20 protein-coding genes, 2 tRNA genes and 1 other RNA gene are annotated in these 24,274 nt (G+C 55.9%); 15 read left to right on the forward strand and 8 right to left on the reverse strand.

Annotated elements, in window-relative coordinates:
* The first annotated feature begins 174 nt into the window (after positions 1-174).
* Together LB453_RS11010 and LB453_RS11015 are read left to right on the forward strand one after the other, a co-directional pair.
* The gene (locus tag LB453_RS11010) at positions 175-2,094 is read left to right on the forward strand and encodes a DNA topoisomerase III (RefSeq protein WP_103796008.1); all 1,920 of its coding nucleotides are present in this window, start codon (positions 175-177) and stop codon (positions 2,092-2,094) included.
* The gene (locus tag LB453_RS11015) at positions 2,094-2,399 is read left to right on the forward strand and encodes a YnjH family protein (protein WP_103796007.1); all 306 of its coding nucleotides are present in this window, start codon (positions 2,094-2,096) and stop codon (positions 2,397-2,399) included. Before LB453_RS11010 ends, LB453_RS11015 begins: the two co-directional genes overlap by 1 nt.
* Positions 2,400-2,428: 29 nt before the next feature.
* On the opposite strand, the gene xthA is transcribed toward LB453_RS11015, so the two are convergent.
* The 6 genes from xthA to LB453_RS11045 all read right to left on the reverse strand — a co-directional run bounded on the left by xthA (position 2,429) and on the right by LB453_RS11045 (position 5,317).
* Complete coding sequence (xthA, locus tag LB453_RS11020) at positions 2,429-3,235, reverse strand: exodeoxyribonuclease III (RefSeq protein WP_103796006.1); 807 nt, start codon at positions 3,233-3,235, stop codon at positions 2,429-2,431.
* Positions 3,236-3,426: 191 nt separating this feature from the next.
* A non-coding RNA gene (locus LB453_RS11025) (RtT sRNA) lies at positions 3,427-3,554 on the reverse strand.
* Between the two features lie 44 nt (positions 3,555-3,598).
* Positions 3,599-3,683 (reverse strand) — tRNA-Tyr (locus tag LB453_RS11030).
* A 45-nt stretch (positions 3,684-3,728) separates the two neighbouring features.
* Positions 3,729-3,813: transfer RNA gene (locus LB453_RS11035), tRNA-Tyr, on the reverse strand.
* A gap of 145 nt (positions 3,814-3,958) precedes the next feature.
* The gene (purU, locus tag LB453_RS11040; RefSeq protein ID WP_103796005.1) at positions 3,959-4,807 is read right to left on the reverse strand and encodes a formyltetrahydrofolate deformylase; all 849 of its coding nucleotides are present in this window, start codon (positions 4,805-4,807) and stop codon (positions 3,959-3,961) included.
* A gap of 54 nt (positions 4,808-4,861) precedes the next feature.
* Positions 4,862-5,317 (reverse strand): YchJ family protein, encoded by a 456-nt coding sequence (locus tag LB453_RS11045; protein ID WP_103796004.1) that lies wholly within the window; start codon positions 5,315-5,317, stop codon positions 4,862-4,864.
* 93 nt (positions 5,318-5,410) lie between these two features.
* Here LB453_RS11045 and rssA point away from each other — a divergent pair, with 93 nt between their 5' ends.
* The 5 genes from rssA to LB453_RS11070 all read left to right on the forward strand — a co-directional run bounded on the left by rssA (position 5,411) and on the right by LB453_RS11070 (position 10,919).
* Positions 5,411-6,316 carry a patatin-like phospholipase RssA gene (gene rssA, locus LB453_RS11050; RefSeq protein WP_103796003.1) on the forward strand — a complete coding sequence of 302 codons (906 nt, stop codon included), beginning with the start codon at positions 5,411-5,413 and terminating at the stop codon, positions 6,314-6,316.
* Positions 6,317-6,415: 99 nt separating this feature from the next.
* The gene (gene rssB, locus LB453_RS11055; protein ID WP_103796002.1) at positions 6,416-7,441 is read left to right on the forward strand and encodes a two-component system response regulator RssB; all 1,026 of its coding nucleotides are present in this window, start codon (positions 6,416-6,418) and stop codon (positions 7,439-7,441) included.
* Positions 7,442-7,625: 184 nt separating this feature from the next.
* Entirely contained in the window at positions 7,626-8,534 is a 909-nt protein-coding gene (gene galU / locus LB453_RS11060; RefSeq protein WP_033746712.1) for a UTP--glucose-1-phosphate uridylyltransferase GalU, read from the forward strand.
* A 22-nt stretch (positions 8,535-8,556) separates the two neighbouring features.
* Positions 8,557-9,897 carry a UDP-glucose dehydrogenase family protein gene (locus LB453_RS11065; protein ID WP_033791168.1) on the forward strand — a complete coding sequence of 447 codons (1,341 nt, stop codon included), beginning with the start codon at positions 8,557-8,559 and terminating at the stop codon, positions 9,895-9,897.
* Between the two features lie 14 nt (positions 9,898-9,911).
* Positions 9,912-10,919 (forward strand): NAD-dependent epimerase, encoded by a 1,008-nt coding sequence (locus LB453_RS11070; protein WP_103796001.1) that lies wholly within the window; start codon positions 9,912-9,914, stop codon positions 10,917-10,919.
* 87 nt (positions 10,920-11,006) lie between these two features.
* Here the strand turns inward: LB453_RS11070 and hns are convergent, their stop codons facing one another.
* Positions 11,007-11,414 (reverse strand): histone-like nucleoid-structuring protein H-NS, encoded by a 408-nt coding sequence (hns, locus tag LB453_RS11075; RefSeq protein WP_103796000.1) that lies wholly within the window; start codon positions 11,412-11,414, stop codon positions 11,007-11,009.
* Positions 11,415-11,841: 427 nt separating this feature from the next.
* Here hns and tdk point away from each other — a divergent pair, with 427 nt between their 5' ends.
* Positions 11,842-12,459 carry a thymidine kinase gene (tdk, locus tag LB453_RS11080; RefSeq protein WP_103795998.1) on the forward strand — a complete coding sequence of 206 codons (618 nt, stop codon included), beginning with the start codon at positions 11,842-11,844 and terminating at the stop codon, positions 12,457-12,459.
* A gap of 58 nt (positions 12,460-12,517) precedes the next feature.
* On the opposite strand, the gene adhE is transcribed toward tdk, so the two are convergent.
* Positions 12,518-15,214 (reverse strand): bifunctional acetaldehyde-CoA/alcohol dehydrogenase, encoded by a 2,697-nt coding sequence (gene adhE, locus LB453_RS11085; RefSeq protein ID WP_103795997.1) that lies wholly within the window; start codon positions 15,212-15,214, stop codon positions 12,518-12,520.
* 429 nt (positions 15,215-15,643) lie between these two features.
* Between adhE and LB453_RS11090 the strand changes: the two genes are divergently transcribed.
* The 7 genes from LB453_RS11090 (at position 15,644) to oppF (ending at position 24,221) form a co-directional block, all read left to right on the forward strand.
* Positions 15,644-16,291 (forward strand): YchE family NAAT transporter, encoded by a 648-nt coding sequence (locus LB453_RS11090; protein WP_103796184.1) that lies wholly within the window; start codon positions 15,644-15,646, stop codon positions 16,289-16,291.
* 569 nt (positions 16,292-16,860) lie between these two features.
* Positions 16,861-18,477 carry an ABC transporter substrate-binding protein gene (locus LB453_RS11095; RefSeq protein WP_103795996.1) on the forward strand — a complete coding sequence of 539 codons (1,617 nt, stop codon included), beginning with the start codon at positions 16,861-16,863 and terminating at the stop codon, positions 18,475-18,477.
* Positions 18,478-18,623: 146 nt separating this feature from the next.
* Positions 18,624-20,261: an oligopeptide ABC transporter substrate-binding protein OppA gene (gene oppA, locus LB453_RS11100; protein WP_103795995.1), complete on the forward strand. Its 1,638-nt coding sequence runs from the start codon at positions 18,624-18,626 to the stop codon at positions 20,259-20,261.
* Between the two features lie 93 nt (positions 20,262-20,354).
* Positions 20,355-21,275, forward strand: coding sequence for an oligopeptide ABC transporter permease OppB (gene oppB / locus LB453_RS11105; protein WP_103795994.1), 921 nt, complete (start codon positions 20,355-20,357; stop codon positions 21,273-21,275).
* A gap of 14 nt (positions 21,276-21,289) precedes the next feature.
* Complete coding sequence (oppC, locus tag LB453_RS11110) at positions 21,290-22,198, forward strand: oligopeptide ABC transporter permease OppC (protein ID WP_103795993.1); 909 nt, start codon at positions 21,290-21,292, stop codon at positions 22,196-22,198.
* A gap of 11 nt (positions 22,199-22,209) precedes the next feature.
* A complete protein-coding gene (locus tag LB453_RS11115) occupies positions 22,210-23,223 on the forward strand; it encodes an ABC transporter ATP-binding protein (protein WP_103795992.1) in 1,014 nt (337 codons plus the stop codon).
* Complete coding sequence (gene oppF, locus LB453_RS11120) at positions 23,220-24,221, forward strand: murein tripeptide/oligopeptide ABC transporter ATP binding protein OppF (protein ID WP_033746742.1); 1,002 nt, start codon at positions 23,220-23,222, stop codon at positions 24,219-24,221. Before LB453_RS11115 ends, oppF begins: the two co-directional genes overlap by 4 nt.
* Positions 24,222-24,274 lie beyond the last annotated feature (53 nt).

The following is a 24,274-nucleotide window of genomic DNA, read 5'->3' on the forward strand; positions in this document are numbered from 1 at the left end:
GACGAGGTCGCTCTTTCCGTGCAGCGAAGCGGGTTGCGCGGATCCTGCGCGACCGATCCAGATGTGACCCGCCAGAGCTTACCTCCGTATCAGGAAACGTCTAAGATAGCGCTGCGCCTCTGTCGCGTTAGCCGAATGGCCCTCATACCCTGAAGTAAAGGATCTTTCTGACTTATGCGTTTGTTTATTGCGGAAAAACCGAGCCTGGGCCGCGCCATTGCCGATGTGTTGCCTCAGCCCCATCGTCGCGGAGAGGGCTTTATCGCCTGCGGCGACGATCAGATCGTCACCTGGTGCGTCGGGCACCTGCTGGAGCAGGCGCAGCCGGATAGCTATGACAGCCGCTACGCGCGCTGGTCGCTGGCCGATCTGCCGATTATCCCGCAAAAATGGCAGCTGCAGCCGCGTCCCTCGGTGGCGAAGCAGCTTAAGGTGATAGAGAAGCTGCTGAAGCAGGCCAGCGAAGTGGTGCATGCGGGCGACCCCGACCGCGAAGGTCAGCTGCTGGTGGATGAAGTGCTCGACTATCTGCAGATGCCGGCGGAAAAGCGCAACCGCGTGCAGCGTTGCCTGATCAACGACCTGAATCCACAGGCGGTGCAGCGGGCGGTCAGCCGCCTGCGCGAAAACCGCGAATTTATTCCGCTCTGCGTCTCGGCGCTGGCACGCGCCCGTGCCGACTGGCTTTACGGCATCAATATGACGCGCGCCTGGACGCTGCTGGGCCGTAATGCGGGCTATGACGGCGTGCTGTCGGTGGGCCGCGTGCAGACGCCGGTGCTGGGCCTGGTGGTGCGCCGCGACGAAGAGATCGAAAACTTCGTCCCCAAAGATTATTTCGAAGTTAAAGCCCATATCGTCACGCCGGACCAGCAGCGCTTCGTCGCCAGCTGGGTGCCCAGCGACGCCTGTGAACCCTGGCAGGATGAAGAGGGGCGGCTGCTGCATCGCGCGCTGGCGGATCACGTGGTCGCCCGCATCGCCGGACAGCCCGCACGGGTCACCAGCTACAACGATAAGCGTGAAGGCGAGGGCGCGCCGCTGCCGTTCTCGCTCTCCAGCCTGCAGATCGAAGCGGCAAAGCGCTATGGACTGAGCGCGCAAACGGTGCTGGACACCTGCCAGAAGCTGTATGAAACCCATAAGCTGATCACCTATCCGCGTTCCGACTGCCGCTATCTGCCAGAAGAGCACTTCGCCGGCCGCCATGCGGTGCTGAAGGCGATTCAGGCGCACGCGGGCGCCATGACGCCGCCGGACGACTTTAGCGCCGATCGCCGTAACCGCTGCTGGGATGACAAAAAGGTAGATGCGCACCACGCCATTATCCCTACCGCGCGCGCCAGCGCGGTGCGGCTGACGGAGAACGAGCAGAACGTTTATGCGCTAATTGCCCGTCAGTATCTGATGCAGTTCTGTCCCGACGCCATCTTCCGCAAATGCGTTATTGAGCTGGATATTGCGGGCGGGAAGTTTATCGCCAAAGCGCGTTTTCTTGCCGAAGCGGGCTGGCGCGCGCTGCTGGGCAGCAAAGAGCGCGACGAAGAGAACGACGGCACGCCGCTGCCGGTGGTGGCGAAGGATGATGAGCTGCTGTGCGAGCGGGGTGAGGTGCTGGCGAAGCAGACGCAGCCGCCGCGCCCGTTCACCGATGCGACGCTGCTCTCCGCGATGACCGGCATCGCCCGTTTTGTGCAGGATAAAGAATTAAAGAAAGTGCTGCGCGCGACCGATGGTTTAGGCACGGAGGCCACGCGCGCCGGGATTATCGAGCTGCTGTTCCGCCGTTCGTTCCTGGTGAAAAACGGGCGCTATATCAACGCGACGCCCGCGGGGAGGGCACTGATTCACTCGCTGCCGGAGCTGGCGGCGCGTCCCGATATGACGGCGCAGTGGGAATCGACCCTGACGCGTATCAGCGAAAAGGCGTGCCGCTATGAGGAGTTTATGCAGCCGCTGGTGGGCACCCTGACCGAACTGATCCATCAGGCGCGCCAGCAGCCCAGCGCGATGGCCTTTCGCGGGCTGCCCGCTTCAGGGCAGAAGAAACGTCCCAAACGGACGGCGAAACGAAAAGTGAAGGAGAGCGAGTAATGCGTTATTTCGCAGGCTTATGTTTTATCGCGGCGCTGGTAAGCGGGCCGGTTGTCGCCAGCCCTTCGCACGGCCATCAGCAGGCGTACGGCGCAGGCGGCAGTGCGGATGTGGTGGTGGATATGCCGCCTGAAGTCTGGACGCAAAATCAGACCAGCGCCCCCAGCTGTCAGCAGTGCTGTATTTTCGAGAACCGCAACTACAGCGAAGGGGCGGTAGTGAAATCAGAGGGAGTGCTGCTGCAGTGCGCCCGTGACGAAAAGGTACTCGGCACCAATCCGCTGATCTGGAAAATTGTGAAGTAAGCGGCGTGGCGCAATGCCACGCCGTCGCATCAGAACTGGAAAGTTGACCAGACCGGAGCGTGGTCGGACGGTTTTTCCATGCTGCGGATAGCGTAGTCGATTCCGGTCTCCACGCAGCGCGCGGCCAGCGGCTGACTGGCCAGCAGCAGATCGATGCGCAGTCCGCGGTTGTCGTCAAAACCCTTTGAGCGATAGTCAAACCAGGAAAAACGATCGCTGACCTCGGGGTTTTTGTCGCGGAAGGTATCTACCAGTCCCCACTTCAGCAGGCGATCCATCCATTCGCGCTCTTCCGGCAGGAAGGAGCATTTGCCGGTGCGCAGCCAGCGTTTGCGGCTCTCCTCACCGATACCGATATCAAGATCGGTGCTGCTGATATTCATATCGCCCATGATCAGCACCGGCTTGTCTGCCAGCAGGCTCTGCTCGAGATAGGCCTGGAGATCGCGATAGAATTTCTCTTTCGCCGGAAATTTAGTCGGATGGTCGCGGCTCTCGCCCTGCGGGAAGTAGCCGTTAATCACCGTGATATCGCCTATCGGGCTCGGAATTTCCGCCATAATCAGGCGGCGCTGCGCCTCTTCATCGTCGCCGGGAAAGCCGCGACGCACTGACACGGGCTGCGCTTTGGTCATCAGCGCCACGCCGTAGTGGCCTTTCTGGCCGTGATAAAAGACGTTATAGCCGAGCTTTGCTACCTCTTCGAGAGGAAACATATCGTCATGGACTTTGGTTTCCTGCAGGCCGATGACGTCAGGCTGATGCTGTTCGACCAGCGCTTCAAGCTGATGGGGGCGGGCGCGCAACCCGTTGATGTTGAATGAAACAAATTTCATGGCTGCACCAGTGTGCTGAGAATGTTGCGCCGGATGGTAGCGATTTTTCAGTAAAAAGTCATGGGGATGCGTGCGGTGCACGTTGTCTCGCTGTGCTCGACCCGAACCTTCGGTCGAAGCTTCTCATCCTTCTCCCTGAGTCTGTCAGGTAAATCAGGAGAGGACATTGAATTTGGGAGGTAATGCAAGGATGGTGGTGGGAGAAGGATTATTCGGCGCGTTGCGCCTCACCCTTCGGGCCGCGCGTTGCACGTTGTCTCGCTCTGCTCGACCCGAACCTTCGGTCGAAGCTTCTCATCCTTCTCCCTGAGTCTGTCAGGTAAATCAGGAGAGTGCGTTAAACAGGGGGAGATAATGCAAGGATGGTGGTGGGAGAAGGATTCGAACCTTCGAAGTCTGTGACGGCAGATTTACAGTCTGCTCCCTTTGGCCGCTCGGGAATCCCACCTGGGATATGCTGATAATGACCGTTAAGGCGAAGATATGATTCAGATGGTGGTGGGAGAAGGATTCGAACCTTCGAAGTCTGTGACGGCAGATTTACAGTCTGCTCCCTTTGGCCGCTCGGGAATCCCACCACTGGCCTGAATCATTGTGCCTTAAAGCGGGGCGCATCATACCAAATGCGGTCGGCGTGTAAAGCGCCCAGCTAAAAAATGTGAACCGTTTGCCCACTTTTTGCCCGTGGCGCTGAATTCACAGACAATTCAGCGCCCGATGCGCTTAAAGAATAATCGTGCGGTTGCCGTAAACAAATACGCGCTGGCCCAGCACTTTATAGAGCGCACGGCTTAACACGTTTTTCTCCACGTCGCGTCCGGCACGCATCATCTCTTCGGCCGTATAGCTGTGGTCGACATTAATCACGTCCTGCATGATGATCGGACCTTCATCCAGATTGTCATTCACGTAGTGCGCCGTTGCGCCGATGATTTTCACGCCGCGCTCGTAGGCCTGATGATAAGGACGCGCGCCGATAAACGCTGGCAGGAACGAGTGGTGAATATTGATAATCTGGTTTGGATAGCGCTGCACAAAGGCTGGCGTCAGCACGCGCATATATTTCGCCAGCACCACGTAATCGGGCTGGTAGCGGTCGATCTCGTTCGCCATCAGGTTATCGTGCTCTTCGCGCGACAGCCCTTCATGGCTGACCAGCACAAAAGGAATATCAAAGCGCTCAACCAGCGAACGCAGGGTGTCATGGTTGCCGATAACCGCGGCAATCTCCATATCCAGCCCGCCGAAAGCGCTCTTCATCAGCAGGTCGCCCAGGCAGTGCGCCTCTTTGGTGACCAGCACCACCACGCGACGGCGCCCAGCGCTGTTCAGCTCGCGCGTTGAGCCTGCCGGCAGCGCGCTGTCTAAATCCGCCAGCAGCGTATTATCGTTAAAAATGCCCTCAAGCTCGGTGCGCATAAAAAAGCGTCCGGTGCGATGGTCAACGAATTCATTGTTTTGCACGATATTCAGCTCGTGCTTGTAGCAAATATTGGTGATTTTAGCGATCAGACCTTTCGCGTCAGGGCAAATGGTACGTAAAACTTTTCGTTGCATAGTTTGCGCTTGCATCTCGATCAGAGTCCTGTCAAAGCGATTGGGTAAAACCGTTGGGCCGTATGCTCTTTAGCCGCAACATTTCTTGTATTTTTTATCGGAGCCACATGGACAGCGATCGTTGCGCCCTACGGCGGGCGCGGTTCCGTCGACATAGTACCAGCGATGATCCTCGCGAAGAAAGCGAGAACGCTCGTGGATCGCCCTTATCTGGGAATTTTCGCGGTAACGCGCAAAAAAAGTGACGAAAGCTTCATTATCATGGCTTCCATGATTACAACAGGTTACATTCAGGCTTAGCCATTCAGTGTCGGCAAAACTTTCGGATAAACGCTGCGCCATATCGGGCACGCGCTTGTCAGGATGCCAGCTGGCGATGAGCCAGTCGCTGTTTCGCCTGACGTAGGCTGTGTAGCGCGAGCGCATTAACTGTTCAGCTGATTCAGGCAGCCGCTCGCCGGTCAGAAAGGGAGCGCAACATAGGCTATACTGCTTCCCGCTGCAGCAAGGACAGGGTTCGGACACAATAACTCCTGTAAGCGATAAAAAGAGATGACGCCATATGGTAGCCGACCTGGCGCAGTGAAGCTACGCGCAGTCGTTGGCGACAGAGGGTAAATGAGAAAGGTTAAAATCGGACTGGCGTTAGGGTCAGGCGCAGCCAAAGGATGGGCGCATATTGGCGTGATCAACGCGCTGACGCGCGCGGGCGTCGAAATCGATGTCGTAGCGGGCTGCTCCGTCGGTGCGCTGGTCGGCGCGGCTTATGTCAACGACCGCCTGCCGCACATGGAAAAGTGGGTCAGCGCCTTTCGCTACTGGGATGTTATTCGCCTGATGGATCTCTCCTGGCAGCGCGGCGGTTTGCTGCGCGGCGAGCGCGTTTTCAGCCATGTGCGTCAGCTGATTGCCCAGCCGGCTCTGGAGAGCTGCGGCAAGCCGTTCGGCGTGGTGGCGACCAATCTCAGTACCGGTCGGGAATTATGGCTGACCGAAGGCGATCTGCATCAGGCCGTACGCGCTTCCTGTAGTATGCCAGGCTTATTGCCGCCGGTCGGCTACAATGGTTACTGGCTGGTAGATGGGGCGGTGGTGAATCCGGTGCCCGTTTCGCTGACGCGCGCCCTTGGCGCGGATATCGTTATCGCTGTCGATCTTCAGCATGACGCGCATCTGATGCAGCAGGATCTCCTGTCTGTCACGCCGCAAAACAGCGATGAGGCGGTTTCGGCCGCAGCCCTGAGTTGGGCTAAAAAAATACGTCAGCGGCTGGTGGGGTTGACCCATCGCCGTACAACACAAACGCCGGGTGCGATGGAGATTATGTCGACGTCCATCCAGGTGCTGGAAAATCGCCTGAAGCGTAACCGTATGGCAGGCGATCCTCCCGATGTGCTGATTCAGCCATTTTGTCCGCAGATTTCGACGCTGGACTTTCATCGCGCTGAAGAAGCTATCGAGGCAGGCAAGGCCGCCGTTGAGAAAAAAATGGATGAACTATTACCGCTGGTGCGTAACAGATAATCAGGTTGTTCATTCACAGATGTTACTTCGGCTAATTCTGAAAGGCGCAACTGCGTTTTATGAACCACTATTGATTGATCTGGTACGCAGGGGGAAAGAATGGAGAAACCACTAATCGGCAAAAAGATACTCATTGTCGAAGATGAGGTCGTTTTCCGTTCTCTGGTAAACAACTTCTTGCTGGCGCTCGGCGCCAGTACGTTTGAAGCCGGCGACGGCATTGATGGCATTGGCTATCTGCAGCAGCAGGATGTGGATCTGGTGATCTGCGATTTGGAAATGCCGCGTATGAACGGCATTCAGTTTGTCGAGCATATCCGCACGCGCGGCAACAGCGTGCCGATCCTGATTATCTCGGCGACGGAAAATATGGCGGATATTGCCCATGTTCTGCGCCTTGGCGTGCAGGACGTGCTGCTTAAGCCGCTGAAAAATTTCGAGCGCTTCCGCGAAGCGGTCTATGAATGCCTTTATCCTTCGATGTTTACCTCTAAGGTGGAGGAGGATGAGCAGCTGTTTCAGGACTGGGACGCGCTGGTGCGCGATCCGGCCGCCGCGGCGAAACTGCTTAAGCAGCTTCAGCCGCCGGTACAGCAGACGGTGGCGAACTGTCGCGTCAACTACCGGCAGCTGACCATGGCCGAACAGCCTGGCCTGGTGCTGGATATTGCAGCGCTTTCCGACAACGATCTCGCCTTCTACTGTCTTGACGTCACGCGCGCCGGCGATAACGGTGTGCTGGCGGCGCTGTTGCTGCGCGCGCTGTTCAACGGCCTGCTGCAGGAGCAGCTCTCTGGCCAAAAACAGCGGCTGCCGGAGTTAAACGGCCTGCTGCGGCAGGTCAATCTGCTGCTGCGTCAGGCTAATCTGAGCGGACAGTTTCCGCTGCTGGTCGGGTATTATCATCGTACTTCGCAAAATCTAATTCTGGTTTCTGCTGGATTAAACGCCACACTTCATGTTCACGCCCACCAAATTCAACTCAGTAACGGCGTCCCTCTTGGCACTATGGGAAGCACTCATCTTAACCAAATCAGCCAGCGCGCCGACAGCTGGCAATGCCACGTCTGGGGCGCCGGAGGCAGGATCCGCCTGATGTTAGCGGCTGAAGAGCCGGCGAAATAATTTAATTTCGCCGGGGTCTGAAGACAGGTCCAAAGGTAAGCTTTACACTTGGGTAATAGTCTTAAATTCTGCGGATTGACTCCTTCCAGGATAAATCCGTTCGATGGTAACTGATATACTCATTTCCGAATTTCAACCGACATATCAAGTATTAACTTGAACGGCCTATAAGAGAGGTATCTTGATGTCTGCCTATAAGTCCAAAGTAAAAAAAGCGGTAATCCCTGTAGCAGGTTTGGGCACCCGTATGCTCCCTGCGACAAAAGCGATTCCGAAAGAGATGTTACCGCTGGTCGATAAGCCGTTAATTCAGTATGTCGTTAACGAGTGCATCGCAGCAGGAATTAACGAAATTGTGCTGGTTACGCACTCTTCCAAAAACTCCATTGAAAACCACTTCGACACCAGCTTTGAGCTGGAAGCGATGCTGGAAAAACGTGTTAAACGTCAGCTGCTGGATGAAATCCAGTCAATCTGTCCGCCGCACGTTACCATCATGCAGGTGCGTCAGGGCATCGCGAAAGGCCTGGGCCACGCCGTTATGTGTGCGCATCCGCTGATTGGCGACGAGCCGGTTGCGGTGATCCTGCCGGACGTGATTATCGACGAGTACGAATCTAACCCGACCAAAGATAACCTGGCGGAAATGCTGAGCCGTTTCGACGAGTCAGGCCGCAGCCAGATTATGGTTGAGCCGGTAGCGGACGTGACTGCTTACGGCGTGGTTGACTGCCAGGGCGCAGAACTGCAGCCGGGCGACAGCGCGCCAATGGTTGGCGTGGTTGAGAAGCCGAAAGCGACCGAAGCGCCGTCCAACCTCGCGGTTGTGGGCCGTTACGTTCTCTCTGCGGATATCTGGCCTCTGCTGGCGAAAACCCCTCCGGGCGCAGGCGGCGAAGTACAGCTGACCGACTCTATCGCCATGCTGATGGAGAAAGAGACGGTAGAAGCTTACCACCTGAAAGGCGTAAGCCATGACTGCGGTAACAAACTCGGTTATATGCAGGCATTCGTTGAGTACGGTGTTCGCCATCCAGTGCTGGGCAAAGATTTTTCTCAGTGGCTCGATAGCGCAGTTGGCAATAAAAAGTAATTCATAAACACAGGATATCTCAATGAAAGTCACTGTATTTGGTATCGGCTATGTCGGTCTGGTTCAGGCTGCGGTGTTGGCCGAAGTCGGACATGACGTTCTCTGCATTGATGTCGACGCAAAAAAAGTCGAAAACCTGAAAAAAGGCATCATCCCCATTTTCGAACCCGGCCTTACGCCGCTGGTTATGTCGAACTATGAGGCGGGTCGCCTTAAGTTCAGTACAGATGCGGAAGAGGGCGTCAATCACGGCGTCATGCAGTTTATCGCCGTGGGTACGCCGCCAGATGAGGACGGCTCGGCTGACCTTAAATATGTGACCGCCGTTGCTCGTACCATTGCGCAGCATATGAAGGATCACAAGGTTGTGCTTGATAAATCCACCGTTCCGGTTGGAACCGCGGATAAAGTGCGTCGCGTAATGGAAGAGACCCTGCGCGATCGCGGCGTTAGCCTGACGTTTGATGTGGTATCCAACCCGGAGTTCCTCAAGGAAGGCGCAGCCGTAAACGACTGCATGCGTCCTGAGCGCATCGTGGTGGGTACCGATAATGAAGAAGTGGAAGAGCTGCTGCGTGAACTCTACGAGCCGTTCAACCGCAATCACGATCGCATGATCGTCATGGATATCCGCAGCGCGGAGCTGACCAAGTACGCAGCGAACTGCATGCTGGCGACCAAAATCAGCTTTATGAACGAGATCTCCAACCTTGCCGAACGTCTGGGTGCGGATGTCGAGAAAGTGCGTCAGGGCATCGGTTCTGATTCACGTATCGGCTACCACTTTATCTACCCTGGCTGCGGCTACGGCGGCTCCTGCTTCCCGAAAGATGTGCAGGCGCTGATCCGTACCGCGGAGTCGATCGGCTACAAGCCGCGTCTGCTGCAGGCGGTGGAAGATGTCAACGACAGCCAGAAAACTAAGCTGCCCACTTTTATCAAGCGCCATTTCGGCGACGATCTGAGCGGTAAAACCTTCGCAGTCTGGGGCCTGTCGTTCAAACCGAACACCGATGATATGCGTGAAGCCTCCAGCCGCGTGCTGATGGAATCGCTGTGGGAAGCTGGTGCAAGCGTTCAGGCGTTCGATCCGGAAGCGATGGACGAAGCGCAGCGCATCTACGGTCACCGCAGCGATCTGAAGCTGATGGGCACCAAAGAAGCGGCGCTGCAGGGCGCAGATGGCCTGGTCATCTGCACCGAGTGGCAGAACTTCCGCGCACCGGACTTTGACGTTATTAAAAATTCCCTCAAAGAACCCGTGATTTTTGATGGTCGCAACCTGTATGATCCAGAGCGTATCAGCAAACGCGGTTTCGTTTATTATGCAATCGGCCGCGGAGCGTCTATTCAAATTGCGTAATTAACGAGGGTAGTATGAACATTCTGGTCACCGGCGCCGCAGGCTTTATTGGATTTCACGTCACTCAACGCTTGCTGGCCGCCGGTCACCAGATTGTCGGCATAGATAATCTTAATGACTATTATGATGTCGGCCTGAAACAATCTCGTCTTGATTTAATCGCACAGCACCCCGGCTTCAAATTTATTAAAATGGAGCTGGCGGATCGCGCAGCTATCGCCTCGTTATTCGAACAACATGCGTTTCAACGCGTCATTCATCTGGGCGCCCAGGCGGGTGTGCGCTATTCCATCGACAATCCTCACGCCTACGCCGATGCTAACCTGACTGGTCATTTAAATATTCTCGAAGGATGCCGTCATCATAAAATCGAGCACTTGCTCTATGCATCCTCCAGTTCTGTTTATGGACTCAATCGTAAAATGCCATTTTCGACCGATGACAGCGTCGATCATCCGGTATCACTTTACGCGGCAACTAAAAAAGCCAATGAGCTGATGTCGCATACCTATTCGCATCTTTATCAGCTGCCTACCACCGGCCTGCGTTTCTTTACCGTATATGGTCCATGGGGTCGTCCAGATATGGCGCTGTTTAAATTTACGCGCGCCATGATCGCCGGTGAAGCGATTGACGTCTATAACCGCGGCGAGATGAAACGCGACTTTACCTATATCGACGATATTGCCGAAGCTATTGTGCGTCTGCAGGATGTTATTCCGCAGCAGGATGAAAACTGGACGGTAGAAACCGGCTCGCCAGCCACCAGCTCTGCGCCTTACCGCGTATATAACATCGGAAACAGTCAGCCGACCAGCCTGATTAAATATATTGAGGCGATTGAAAAAGCACTGGGCGTGACGGCGAAGAAAAATCTGTTACCGATGCAGCCCGGCGACGTGCTGGAAACCAGCGCGGATACTGCAGCCCTGTATCAGGCGATTGGCTTTAAGCCGCAGACCAGCGTAGAAGAGGGTGTAGAACGCTTTGTTCGCTGGTATCGGGAGTTTTACAACGTCTGAAAAAAAAGGAAGCCTGCGCTTCCTTTCCCTGATTAACCTGGGGTCACATAAACAATGTGACCCAAATGATGGAAGCACTATCAGTTATTACAGCAGGAAGTTTTCCAGCTGTTTACCTTCTTCTTCGATCGCTTTTTTGATTACCGCTGGCGTACGACCCTGACCGGTCCAGGTACGGGTTTCGCCATTTTCATCAACGTACTGATATTTAGCCGGACGTGCAGCGCGTTTTGTTTTACCTGGCGCTTTAGTTTCAGTAATGGTGCTTAACAGCTCGTTAGGATCGATGCCATCAGCCAGCAGCATTTCTCTGTATTGCTCAAGTTTGCGCGTGCGTTCTTCACTTTCCGCTTTAGCGTGGGTCTCTTCTTCGCGGCGTTCATTTACCACGACCTCGAGTTTTTCCAGCATTTCTTCCAGCGCTTCCAGTGAACACTCTCGAGCCTGCGCGCGTAATGTACGGATATTATTAAGGATTTTTAGTGCTTCGCTCATTGCCCTGATCTCTGAATATATTAATGAAGAGGTGTTCTGCCAGCTAATAATAGTGGCGGCAAAAAATTACTGCAATAGTAAAATAAGTGGAACGGTAAAGAATGATAATTAAATTTCTCGCTTATGTTTAATCAAAAGAAACAGTAAGCCGGTTGATATTCAGACGTCTTCAGGTTATGAAAATCCGAAACGTTAAAGTGAGAGAGGCGCTCAGCGTGAAGAAAGGGGTGAATCTGCGTAACGGCGCTCAACTGTACAATAAAGTTCAGGCACAAATGATTAAAAAAAGCGGAAAGACGAAGCGCGGGATTATCTGTCACTGGCGAAGATCTAATCAGCTTGCGCAAAATAATCACCGCCATAATTTGCGTTTATCTGTGATAGAATTCCGCGCATTCTGTTTGCAATGCTTTGAGAAACCACGCTAATGGCTCAGCTCTATTTTTATTATTCCGCAATGAATGCAGGGAAATCCACCGCGTTATTACAGTCGTCTTACAATTATCAGGAACGCGGCATGAGAACCCTGGTCTACACCGCTGAAATTGACGATCGTTTCGGCGTGGGCAAAGTCAGCTCCCGTATTGGCCTCTCCTCGCCGGCGGCGCTGTTTAACGCGCAGACGCGGCTGTATGAGGAGATCGCGGCGGAAGATGCGCGCCAGCGGGTACACTGCGTGCTGGTGGACGAGTGCCAGTTTTTAACGCGCGATCAGGTCAAGGCGCTCTCTGACGTCGTCGATAACCTGGATATTCCGGTGCTCTGCTACGGGCTACGCACCGACTTTCGTGGCGAACTCTTTGGCGGCAGCCAGTATTTGCTCGGCTGGGCCGACAAGCTGGTGGAGCTGAAAACCGTCTGTCACTGCGGCCGTAAGGCGGGGATGGTATTGCGGCTCGACGCGCAGGGCCGTCCGTTTAGCGAAGGGGAGCAGGTGGTGATTGGCGGCAACGAGCGTTATATTTCGGTATGCCGCAAACACTACAAGCAGGCGATAGAGCAGGGGTCGCTGGATGCCATCTACGGCCAGCAAAAGCCCGTCTGAGGTCGTTTTTCAGAGATAAAAAAACCCGCCGAAGCGGGTTTTTTTTAATAGCCGATCGTCAGGCTTTTTTAGCTTTCTTCTCGGTTTTCTCAGTCTTCTCTACTTTCACCGGCTGTGCGGCCTGCGCCTGCGTTACGTCGGCGAAAGGCTCGGCGTATTCACGGCCGTAGAAGGTATCCAGCATAATCTGTTTCAGCTCGGCAATCAGCGGATAGCGCGGGTTAGCGCCGGTGCACTGGTCGTCGAAGGCGTCTTCGGCCAGCTTATCGACTTTCGCCAGGAAGTCTGCTTCCTGAACGCCCGCTTCGCGGATAGAGACTGGAATACCCAGCTGGGTTTTCATCTCATCCAGCCACGCCAGCAGCTTCTCGATTTTCTGTGCGGTACGGTCGCCAGGTGCCGCCAGACCTAAATGGTCGGCAATTTCCGCGTAGCGACGGCGCGCCTGCGGACGGTCATACTGGCTGAACGCCGTCTGCTTGGTCGGGTTGTCGTTGGCGTTATAGCGGATCACGTTGCAGATCAGCAGCGCGTTCGCCAGACCGTGCGGGATATGGAACTCGGAACCCAGCTTGTGCGCCATGGAGTGGCAGACGCCAAGGAAGGCGTTGGCGAAGGCGATACCGGCGATAGTCGCGGCGTTATGCACACGCTCACGCGCTACCGGATTTTTCGCGCCGTCCCGATAGCTGGCCGGCAGGTTCTCTTTCAGCAGTTTCAGTGCCTGCAGCGCCTGGCCGTCGGAGTACTCGTTAGCCAGTACCGATACATAGGCTTCCAGCGCATGGGTGACCGCATCCAGGCCGCCGAAGGCGCAGAGCGAACGCGGCATCTCCATCACCAGATTGGCATCGACAATCGCCATATCCGGGGTCAGCGCGTAGTCCGCCAGCGGATATTTCTGGCCGGTGGCGTCGTCGGTCACTACCGCAAACGGCGTCACTTCCGAACCGGTGCCTGAGGTGGTAGTGATGGCGATCATGCGCGCTTTCACCCCCATTTTCGGGAATTTATAGATACGTTTGCGGATATCCATAAAGCGCAGCGCCAGCTCTTCGAAGTGGGTTTCCGGATGTTCGTACATTACCCACATGATTTTCGCAGCATCCATCGGCGAGCCACCGCCCAGCGCGATAATCACGTCTGGTTTGAAGCTGTTCATCTGCTCGGTGCCTTTACGCACGATGCTCAGCGTCGGGTCCGCTTCTACCTCAAAGAACACTTCGGTTTCGATGCCGTGCGATTTCAACACGCCAGTTACCTGGTCGGCATAGCCGTTGTTGAACAGGAAACGGTCGGTGACGATAAAGGCGCGTTTTGCACCGTCGGCGGCCACCTCTTCCAGCGCAATCGGCAGCGAGCCGCGGCGGAAGTAGATGGATTTCGGGAGTTTATGCCACAACATGTTTTCTGCTCGCTTAGCCACGGTTTTCTTGTTGATAAGGTGTTTCGGTCCCACGTTTTCTGAAATGGAGTTACCGCCCCATGAGCCGCAGCCCAGCGTCAGCGAAGGTGCCAGCTTGAAGTTATAGAGGTCGCCGATACCGCCCTGAGAAGCCGGAGTATTAATAAGAATACGCGCGGTTTTCATGCGGTCGCCGAAGAAGTTCACGCGCGCTTTCTGGTTGTCCTGGTCGGTGTAGAGGCAGGAAGTGTGGCCGATACCGCCCATCGCCACCAGTTTTTCCGCTTTTGCGACTGCGTCTTCGAAATCGCTGGCGCGATACATGGCCAGCGTCGGCGACAGTTTTTCATGGGCGAAGGGTTCAGATTCGTCCACCAGCTTCACTTCGCCAATCAGAATTTTGGTGCTGCCCGGCACGCTGATGCCTGCCATCTCGGCGATTTTAAAGGCGGGCTGACCGACGATGGCCGCGTTGAGCGCGCCGTTTTTCAGGATAACGTTCTGGACAGCTTTCAGCTCTTCGCCCTGCAGCAGGTAGCCGCCGTGGCTGGCAAAGCGCTCGCGCACCGCGTCATAGACGGAGTCGACCACAATAACCGACTGCTCGGAGGCGCAAATAACGCCGTTATCAAAGGTTTTGGACATCAGGATTGAGGCGACGGCGCGTTTGATATCGGCCGTTTCGTCAATCACCACCGGCGTGTTGCCCGCGCCGACGCCAATCGCTGGTTTACCGGAGCTATAGGCCGCTTTCACCATGCCGGGGCCGCCGGTCGCCAGGATCAGGTTGATATCAGGGTGGTGCATCAGCTGGTTAGAGAGCTCAACCGACGGGGCGTCGATCCAGCCGATAATATCTTTCGGCGCGCCGGCGGCGATGGCGGCCTGCAGCACGATGTCCGCTGCTTTGTTGGTGGCTTCTTTGGCGCGCGGGTGTGGCGAGAAGATAATGCCGTTACGGGTTTTCAGGCTAATCAGCGCCTTGAAAATCGCCGTTGAGGTCGGGTTGGTGGTGGGAACAATACCGCAAATCAGGCCGATTGGCTCAGCGATGGTAATGGTACCGAAGGTGTCATCGGTCTCCAGCACGCCGCAGGTCTTCTCGTCTTTATAAGCGTTATAGATATATTCTGAGGCAAAATGGTTTTTAATAACTTTATCTTCGACGATACCCATGCCGGATTCGGCGACCGCCATTTTGGCGAGAGGGATACGGGCGTCAGCGGCGGCGAGGGCGGCAGCGCGGAAGATGGCGTCAACCTGTTCTTGAGTGAAGTTGGCGTATTCACGCTGTGCTTTTTTTACGCGTTCAACCAGTGCGTTAAGTTCAGCGACATTAGTAACGGCCATGGTGCTCTCCTGAAGGAAGTTAAACTCTGTTAGTAAACCTGCCTGGAGTCCTGATTATAGCCATGCTTCGCTAATATTTTGGCTTAAGCCAAAAGGCCAGAATTTTCGTTGGCTTACTGAAAGAGTTTTCGCACGGGTCAAACATCTTTGCTGATGACTTTCTGTGGGAAAAGATTACCTGGAATGGGGTAGATCAATATTGATTCAGATCAATTTAAGCCTAAGCTGACTCCTTTCAGCAGCGATTTTTGTCAAAGTCTGCAAAGCAGGGCACGTCGCCCGGCTTTATACCCCTTCCGCACGCTGCGCTGGCGTAACTGACTCTCTGATTTGCCCTGACGCAGCACAATTTTCTGTTTAGTTGACTGGTTAACGGGGCGCTTTTTGCGTAAATTAAGCGCGATTTCTTTTTCCTCATCGGAGCGAACCGTGAACCCTGCGTTGCTTGACCTTTCGGGCTATATCAAATTCTTTGTTGGCCTGTTCGCGCTGGTGAACCCAGTCGGCATTATTCCTGTCTTTATCAGCATGACCAGCTATCAGGCGGCCGCTGAGCGCAATAAAACCAATATGACCGCAAACCTGGCGGTCGCCATTATCCTCTGGACCTCGCTGTTTCTTGGCGACGCCATCCTGCATATTTTCGGCATCTCTATCGACTCCTTCCGCATCGCGGGCGGCATTCTGGTGGTGACCATCGCCATGTCGATGATCAGCGGCAAGCTGGGCGAAGATAAACAGAACAAGCAGGAGAAATCGGAAACCGCCATCCGCGAGAGCATCGGCGTGGTGCCGCTTGCGCTGCCGCTGATGGCGGGGCCTGGCGCGATCAGTTCGACCATTGTCTGGAGCACGCGCTATCACAGCTGGCAAAACCTGCTGGGCTTTAGCGTTGCGATTGCGCTCTTTGCCTTCTGCTGCTGGCTGCTGTTTCGCGCCGCGCCGCTGATGGTGCGCGTGCTCGGCCAGACCGGCATTAACGTCATTACGCGTATTATGGGCCTGCTGCTGATGGCGCTCGGCATTGAGTTCGTGGTCACCGGCATCAAGGCGTTATTTCCCGGTCTGGTCAGTTAAGGCCGCTTAATTTCCATCGCAAACGACGATATGACCCTTAATGGTGCAATTGCATATTTTATTGCACCGTTATAAGGCAATTATTCCTGCCGCTTAATCTGCAGCTAAAATTATTAAGCAAATTACTTGCCAGAGTGCCGCACCCGCGGCGTGCTCCGCTCGCTGTGACAATTCTCACACCATAAAATATCAGCGCTTACTGAAATAGCCTCATAAACTGGCATGAAAGCTGCAATTACCTGTTTTTTGTTTTCACAAAGAAGAAAAAGGCAGAAGGGATGCGCATTTCTACGGCGGCAGCAGAGTTAAAAAGCGAGCCGGGAGGTTAAAAGCGGGTAAACTCCCGCATAAACAGGGTGATAAGGGTTATTTTCGTACAAAAATTAACGCTATCCTCCTGCCTGCAGACGTGATAAAAGAGAATCAGGTAACATTTTTGTTATTTTTACTTTGTCGGCAGAGGCGGCGTTCTGCTAATTTTCGGCGCAACAGTTTTTCATTTGGTCTCAAAGTGAGAACACTTCTTGCTTATGAGCTAAAGGGCTTATGAAGAAGGGTTAACTTTTTTGATGAAATGGAAGATTACGCCGCTGTCAGTCAGCTTAATGATTCTGTTCGGCACCGCGCATGCCGCGACCGTTCCCCCAGGCACCGAACTCGCCGCCACCCAAAATATTGTCATTAATAACGGCACTGAAGTCTCTTCCCTCGATCCGCAAAAGATTGAGGGCGTGCCGGAATCGCGCATTATTTCCAATTTGCTGGAAGGACTGGTAACCACCGACAATAACGGCGCTATCGTGCCGGGCGTGGCGCAGTCATGGCAAAACGAGGGCGGAAAGGTCTGGACCTTTACTCTGCGCGACAGCGCGAAATGGAGCGACGGTACGCCGGTTACCGCGCACGATTTCGTTTACAGCTGGCGACGTCTCGCCGATCCCAAAACCGCATCGCCCTATGCCAGCTATCTCCAGGCGGCGCATCTCAGCCATATCGACGAGATCATGGCCGGGAAAGCAACCCCTGACCGCCTTGGCGTGACGGCGCTGGACGATCGTCATTTGCAGGTTACCCTGAGCGAGCCGGTCCCTTACTTCGTTTCGATGCTGGCCAATGCCGCACTGTCGCCGGTTAACGCGGCGACGGTAGAGAAGTGGGGTGACGCCTGGACGCGTCCAGAGCACTATGTCGGCAACGGCGCCTATCTCCTGAGCGAGTGGATAATCAACGAGAAGCTGGTGCTGAAGCGCAATCCCGGCTACTGGGACAACGCTCATACGGTGATTGAGCAGGGCACCTTCCTGCCGATTGAGTCGGACCATAACGACGTCAACCGCTATCGCAGCGGCAATACCGATATGACCAACAGCGTGGTACCGCCCGAGCTGTTCCACAAGCTGAAGAGCGAACTGGGCGATCAGGTAAAAGTCAGCCCGCTGCTCTGCACCTTCTACTACGAAATTAACAATAAAAAACCGCCGTTCAACGATGCGCGCGTGCGTACCGCCATCAAGCTAACGCTGGACCGCGATATTATTACGCAGAAAATCATGGGGCAGGGCCAGATCCCGGCTTACAGCCTGACGCCGCCTTCAACCGCGGGTGTCACCCTAACGCCGCCGGCCTGGTTCACCTGGAGCCAGGCGGAGCGCAACGCGGCCGCTAAAAAGCTGCTGGCTGAGGCAGGTTACAACGCCCAGCATCCGCTGCGCTTCACGCTGCTCTACAACACCTCAGATCAAAACAAAAAGCAGGCGATCGCCGCCGCCTCGATGTGGCAGAAGAATCTTGGCGCGCAGGTCAGCCTGCAAAACCAGGAGTGGAAAACACTGCTGGAGACGCGTCATCAGGCACAGTATGACGTGGTGCGCGCCACCTGGTGCGCCGACTACAACGAGCCATCTACCTTCCTGAATATGCTGATCGGCAACGCCTCTATCAATACGGCCTTCTACCACAGCGACAGGTATGATCATCTGCTGGCGCAGACCCTTTCTGCCAGCAGCGAAGCGGCCCGCGCCGCGCTCTATCAGCAGGCTGAAGCACAGCTCGACAAGGACTCGGCAATTGTGCCAGTTTATTACCGCGTCAGCGTGCGGCTGGTAAAACCCTGGACAGGCGGTTTTACCGGCAAAGATCCGCTCGATATGACCGATTTGAAATATTACTTCATTAAAAAGCACTGAGGCTGACCCGACAAGATAAGCCGGGAAGCGCGCGGTGCTGAAGCCTTTCGAGGCAAAAACTATCCTCAGCCAAAATGAGGAACCCGCTAACGGGGGACGCCGACACGGCAAGGCGTGTCGGTGAAGATAAAAACTGGAGTGTAATAATGAACAACATCACGAAAAAAAGTCTGATTGCCGCTGGCGTGCTGGCGGCGTTGGGCGCGCTGGCAGGGAATGCACTGGCAGCAAACGTTCCGGCAGGGGTTGAACTGGCGGCGAAGCAGGAGCTGGTGCGCGGCAACGGCGACGAAGTACAGTCGCTGGATCCGCACAAAATCGAAGGCGTGCCGGAAGATAACGTGGCGCGCGATCTCTATGAAGGCCTGCTGGTCAGCGACAGCGACGGCCATCCGATCCCGGGCGTGGCGGAAAAATGGGAAAACAAAGACTTTAAGGTCTGGACCTTCCACCTTCGCAACAATGCCAAATGGTCAAACGGTGAGCCGGTGACCGCGCAGGACTTCGTCTACAGCTGGCAGCGTCTGGCCGATCCGAAAACCGCGTCGCCTTACGCCAGCTACCTGCAGTATGGCCACATTGAAAACGTCGATGATGTTATCGCCGGGAAAAAGCCAACCTCTGACCTGGGCGTGAAAGCGCTGGATGACCATACCTTGCAGGTCACCCTGAGCGAGCCGGTGCCCTATTTTTACAAGCTGCTGATTAACGCCGTTATGTCGCCGGTCTACAAGCCTGCGATTGAAAAATTTGGCGACCAGTGGACGCAGCCGCAGAACTGGGTCGGCAACGGTGCCTTTAAGCTGGAAGCGCACGTGATCAACGAGCGCATCACCCTGGTGCGTAACCCACAGTACTGGGACAACGAACACACGGTACTGAACAAGGTGACCTATCTGCCGATTAACTCTGAAGTCAGCGACGTTAACCGCTACTTCTCGGAAAACGGCAGTGACATGACCTATAACAACATGCCGATTGAGCTGTTTAAAAAGCTGCAACGCGAGAATCCTAAAGAGCTGCACGTCGATCCTTATCTGTGCACCTACTACTACGAAATTAACAACCAGAAAGCGCCGTTCACCGATCCGCGCGTGCGCGCCGCGCTCAAGCTCGGTCTGGATCGCGACATTATCGTCAACAAAGTGCTGGCGCAGGGCCAGCTGCCAGCCTACAGCTATACGCCACCGGCTACGGACGGTATGGATATTCTGCCGCCGGACTGGTTCAAGTGGTCTCAGGACAAACGTAATGCCGAGGCGAAAAAACTGCTGGCCGAAGCGGGCTACACCGCTGACAAGCCGCTCACTTTCAACCTGCTGTATAACACCTCCGATCTGCATAAGAAGCTGGCTATCGCCGCATCTTCTATCTGGAAGAAAAACATCGGTGTAAACATCAAGCTTGAAAACCAGGAGTGGAAAACCTTCCTCGACACGCGTCATCAGGGCAACTTCGACGTGGCGCGCGCCGCATGGTGTGCCGACTATAACGAGCCGACGTCCTTCCTGAACACCATGCTTTCTGACAGCAGCAACAACACCTCTCACTATAAGAGCGCCGAGTTCGATAAAGTGATCCACGATGCGATCAAGGCGGCAGACGAGAAATCGCGTGCGGCGGATTATGCCAAAGCTGAGCAAATCATGGATAAGGACAGCACCATCGTGCCGGTTTACTACTACGTGAACGCGCGTCTGGTGAAACCTTACGTCGGCGGTTATACCGGCAAAGATCCGCTGGATAAAACGCTCAGCAAGAACTTCTACATCATTAAACACTAATAGCAAACAGGCTATCGGCAAGGGCGGCGCGGGATGCGTCGCCCTTATGTACTTTGTACGCTTTGTGAAGCAATAAGCCTGGTAGGTACGGCAATGTTAAAATTTATCCTGCGTCGACTGCTCGAAGCGATCCCCACGCTCTTCGTGCTGATCACTATCTCATTCTTTATGATGCGCCTCGCGCCCGGCAGTCCCTTTACCGGCGAGCGCACGCTGGCGCCGGAAGTGATGGCGAACATCGAAGCGAAGTATCACCTGAACGATCCCATCGGCAAACAGTATCTCGACTATCTGATCCAGCTGGCGCACGGCGATTTCGGCCCGTCGTTTAAATATAAAGATTACACGGTTAACTATCTGGTCGGCCATGCGTTCCCGGTTTCAGCCAAACTCGGCCTGGCGGCCTTTGTGCTGGCGGTGATCCTTGGCGTGACGGCGGGCGTTATCGCGGCGCTCAGGCAGAACAGCCTGTGGGATTATGCGGTGATGGGGGTCGCCATGACCGGCGTGGTGATACCCAGCTTTGTGGTGGCGCCGCTGCTGGTGCTGCTCTTTGCCATTACCCTGAAATGGCTACCCGGCGGCGGCTGGAACGGCGGACAGCTGCGCTATATGCTGCTGCCGATGGTGGCGCTGTCGCTGGCCTATATCGCCAGCATCGCGCGTATTACCCGCGGCTCGATGATTGAGGTGATGCACTCCAACTTTATCCGCACCGCGCGCGCCAAAGGGCTGCCGCTGCGCCGTATTGTGCTGCGCCATGCGCTTAAGCCTGCGCTGCTGCCGGTTCTCTCCTATCTCGGCCCGGCGTTTGTCGGCATCATCACCGGTTCAATGGTGATTGAGTCGATTTACGGCCTGCCCGGTATCGGTCAGCTGTTTGTTAACGGCGCGCTGAACCGTGACTATTCGCTGGTAATGAGCCTGACCATTCTGGTGGGCGTACTGACCATTATATTCAACGCGATCGTCGACGTGCTCTATGCCGTGATCGATCCGAAAATCCGTTATTAACGCTGGAGCCCGCGATGATGTTGAGTAAGAAAAACAGCGAAGCTCTTGACGCCTTCAGCGAAAAGCTCGAGGTAGAAGGGCGCAGCCTGTGGCAGGATGCGCGTCGCCGTTTTATCCATAACCGTGCGGCGCTGATCAGCCTGCTGGTACTGGTGCTGATTACGCTATTTGTTATTTTCGTCCCGATGTTCGCTCAGTTCAGCTATGACGATACCGACTGGGGCATGATGTCTGCGCCGCCGGATACCACCTCCGGCCACTGGTTCGGCACCGACTCCTCCGGGCGCGATCTGCTGGTGCGCGTCGCCATTGGCGGACGCATCTCGCTGATGGTAGGCATCGCTTCGGCGCTGATCGCGGTGATTGTCGGCACGCTTTACGGCTCGATCGCCGGCTATCTCGGCGGCAAAATCGACTCGGTGATGATGCGTATTCTGGAGATCCTGAACTCCTTCCCGTTTATGTTCTTTGTGATCCTGCTGGTGACCTTTTTCGGCCGCAATATCCTGCTGATCTTTGCCGCAATTGGCATGGTCTCCTGGCTCGACATGGCGCGTATCGTGCGCGGCCAGACGCTGGGGCTGAAGCGTAAAGAGTTCATCGAAGCGGCTCACGTCGGCGGCGTCTCTACCGCCAGCATCGTGCTGCGCCATATCGTGCCGAACGTGCTGGGCGTGGTGGTGGTTTACGCCTCGCTGCTGGTGCCGAGTATGATCCTGTTTGAATCTTTCCTGAGCTTCCTCGGCCTCGGCACTCAGGAGCCGTTAAGCAGCTGGGGCGCGCTGCTCAGCGATGGTGCCAACTCGATGGAAGTGTCACCGTGGCTGCTGCTGTTCCCGGCCGGTTTTCTGGTGGTGACGCTGTTCTGTTTCAACTTTATCGGCGATGGTCTGCGTGACGCCCTCGACCCGAAAGATCGTTAAGGAGTTTCCCGATGACCATTCATGAATTTCAGCCAGCGATGGCTGCCCGCGCGGGAAGCGACCTGTTACTGGAAGTTAAAGATCTGCGCGTCACTTTCCAGACTCACGACGGCGACGTGACGGCGGTCAACGACCTGAACTTCTCGCTGCGCGCCGGCGAAACCCTGGGCATCGTCGGCGAGTCGGGTTCCGGCAAGTCGCAGACGGCATTCGCCCTGATGGGACTGCTGGCGAAAAACGGCCGCATCGGCGGTACGGCGCTGTTCAACGGCAAGGAGATCCTCAACCTGCCGGAGAAGGCGCTGAATAAGCTGCGCGCCGAGCAGATAGCGATGATCTTCCAGGATCCCATGACCTCGCTTAATCCCTATATGCGCGTCGGCGATCAGCTGATGGAAGTGCTGAAGCTGCATAAAGGGATGAGCAGTGCGCAGGCGTTCGAGGAGTCAGTGCGCATGCTCGACGCGGTGAAAATGCCGGAAGCACGCAAGCGCATGAAGATGTTCCCCCATGAGTTTTCCGGCGGTATGCGCCAGCGCGTGATGATCGCGATGGCGCTGCTCTGCCGGCCTAAGCTGCTGATTGCCGATGAACCGACCACGGCGCTTGACGTTACCGTTCAGGCGCAGATCATGACGCTGCTGAATGAGCTGAAGCGCGAGTTCAATACCGCGATTATCATGATCACCCACGATCTGGGCGTAGTGGCGGGCATCTGCGACAAGGTGCTGGTGATGTATGCCGGCCGCACCATGGAGTATGGCCGCGCGCGCGACGTCTTCTACCAGCCCGCGCATCCCTATTCGATTGGGCTGCTGAGCGCGGTGCCGCGTCTGGACGCCGAGGGCGAAAGCCTGACCACTATTCCCGGCAACCCGCCGAACCTGCTGCGTCTGCCGCAGGGCTGTCCGTTCCAGCCGCGCTGTCCGCATGCGATGCCGATCTGCACCCAGGCGCCGCCGCTGCTGCCGTTTGGCGAAGGGCGCCTGCGCGCCTGCTTTAAGCCGGTGGAGGAGTTAGTATGAGTACCGTCGCTGAGAAAAAAGTTCTGCTGGAAATCGCCGATCTCAAGGTGCATTTCGACATTAAAGATGGGCGCCAGTGGTTCTGGCAGCCGCCGAAATCCCTCAAGGCGGTGGACGGCGTCAGCCTGCGCCTTTACGAAGGCGAAACTCTGGGCGTGGTTGGCGAGTCTGGCTGCGGCAAATCGACCCTGGCGCGCGCCATTATCGGGCTGGTGAAGGCCACCGACGGCCGCGTCGCCTGGCTGGGGCGCGATCTGCTCGGGCAGAGCGAAGAGGAGTGGCGCAAGGCGCGCAGCGACATCCAGATGATCTTCCAGGATCCGCTGGCCTCGCTGAACCCGCGCATGACCATCGGCGATATCATCGCCGAGCCGCTGCGCACCTATCATCCGAAGATGCCGCGTCAGGAAGTAAAAGACCGCGTCAAAAACATGATGATGAAAGTTGGCCTGCTGCCGAACCTGATCAACCGCTATCCGCATGAGTTCTCAGGCGGACAGTGCCAGCGTATCGGCATTGCGCGCGCGCTGATCCTCGAGCCGAAGCTGATTATCTGCGACGAGCCGGTCTCCGCGCTCGACGTCTCGATTCAGGCGCAGGTGGTCAATCTGCTGCAGCAGCTGCAGCGCGAGATGGGGCTGTCGCTGATCTTTATCGCGCACGATCTGGCGGTGGTGAAGCATATCTCTGACCGCGTGCTGGTGATGTATCTCGGCCATGCGGTCGAGCTGGGCACCTACGATGCGGTCTACAACAATCCGCAGCATCCTTACACGCGCGCGCTGATGTCGGCGGTGCCCATCCCCGATCCGGATCTGGAGAAGAATAAGCAGATTCAGCTGCTGGAAGGGGAGCTGCCGTCGCCGATTAACCCGCCTTCAGGCTGCGTATTCCGCACGCGCTGCCCCATCGCCGGACCGGAGTGCGCCAAAACGCGTCCGCTGCTGGAGGGAAGTTTCCGCCATGCGGTCTCCTGCCTGAAGGTGGATCCGCTGTAATAAAAAACGCCGGGCAGCTGCCCGGCGTTTTAACATTTGATCACGCTGACCAG

The organism is Pantoea agglomerans (assembly GCF_020149765.1).
In the GTDB taxonomy this organism is placed as follows: Bacteria; Pseudomonadota; Gammaproteobacteria; order Enterobacterales; family Enterobacteriaceae; genus Pantoea; species Pantoea alvi.

Coding starts and splice junctions, on each gene's coding strand:
- LB453_RS11010 (WP_103796008.1), top strand. CDS start 175: ATGCGTTTGTTTATTGCGGAAAAACCGAGCCTGGGCCGCGCCATTGCC.
- LB453_RS11015 (WP_103796007.1), top strand. CDS start 2,094: ATGCGTTATTTCGCAGGCTTATGTTTTATCGCGGCGCTGGTAAGCGGG.
- xthA (WP_103796006.1), bottom strand. CDS start 3,235: ATGAAATTTGTTTCATTCAACATCAACGGGTTGCGCGCCCGCCCCCAT.
- purU (WP_103796005.1), bottom strand. CDS start 4,807: ATGCAAGCGCAAACTATGCAACGAAAAGTTTTACGTACCATTTGCCCT.
- rssA (WP_103796003.1), top strand. CDS start 5,411: ATGAGAAAGGTTAAAATCGGACTGGCGTTAGGGTCAGGCGCAGCCAAA.
- rssB (WP_103796002.1), top strand. CDS start 6,416: ATGGAGAAACCACTAATCGGCAAAAAGATACTCATTGTCGAAGATGAG.
- galU (WP_033746712.1), top strand. CDS start 7,626: ATGTCTGCCTATAAGTCCAAAGTAAAAAAAGCGGTAATCCCTGTAGCA.
- LB453_RS11065 (WP_033791168.1), top strand. CDS start 8,557: ATGAAAGTCACTGTATTTGGTATCGGCTATGTCGGTCTGGTTCAGGCT.
- LB453_RS11070 (WP_103796001.1), top strand. CDS start 9,912: ATGAACATTCTGGTCACCGGCGCCGCAGGCTTTATTGGATTTCACGTC.
- hns (WP_103796000.1), bottom strand. CDS start 11,414: ATGAGCGAAGCACTAAAAATCCTTAATAATATCCGTACATTACGCGCG.
- tdk (WP_103795998.1), top strand. CDS start 11,842: ATGGCTCAGCTCTATTTTTATTATTCCGCAATGAATGCAGGGAAATCC.
- adhE (WP_103795997.1), bottom strand. CDS start 15,214: ATGGCCGTTACTAATGTCGCTGAACTTAACGCACTGGTTGAACGCGTA.
- LB453_RS11095 (WP_103795996.1), top strand. CDS start 16,861: ATGAAATGGAAGATTACGCCGCTGTCAGTCAGCTTAATGATTCTGTTC.
- oppA (WP_103795995.1), top strand. CDS start 18,624: ATGAACAACATCACGAAAAAAAGTCTGATTGCCGCTGGCGTGCTGGCG.
- oppB (WP_103795994.1), top strand. CDS start 20,355: ATGTTAAAATTTATCCTGCGTCGACTGCTCGAAGCGATCCCCACGCTC.
- oppC (WP_103795993.1), top strand. CDS start 21,290: ATGATGTTGAGTAAGAAAAACAGCGAAGCTCTTGACGCCTTCAGCGAA.
- LB453_RS11115 (WP_103795992.1), top strand. CDS start 22,210: ATGACCATTCATGAATTTCAGCCAGCGATGGCTGCCCGCGCGGGAAGC.
- oppF (WP_033746742.1), top strand. CDS start 23,220: ATGAGTACCGTCGCTGAGAAAAAAGTTCTGCTGGAAATCGCCGATCTC.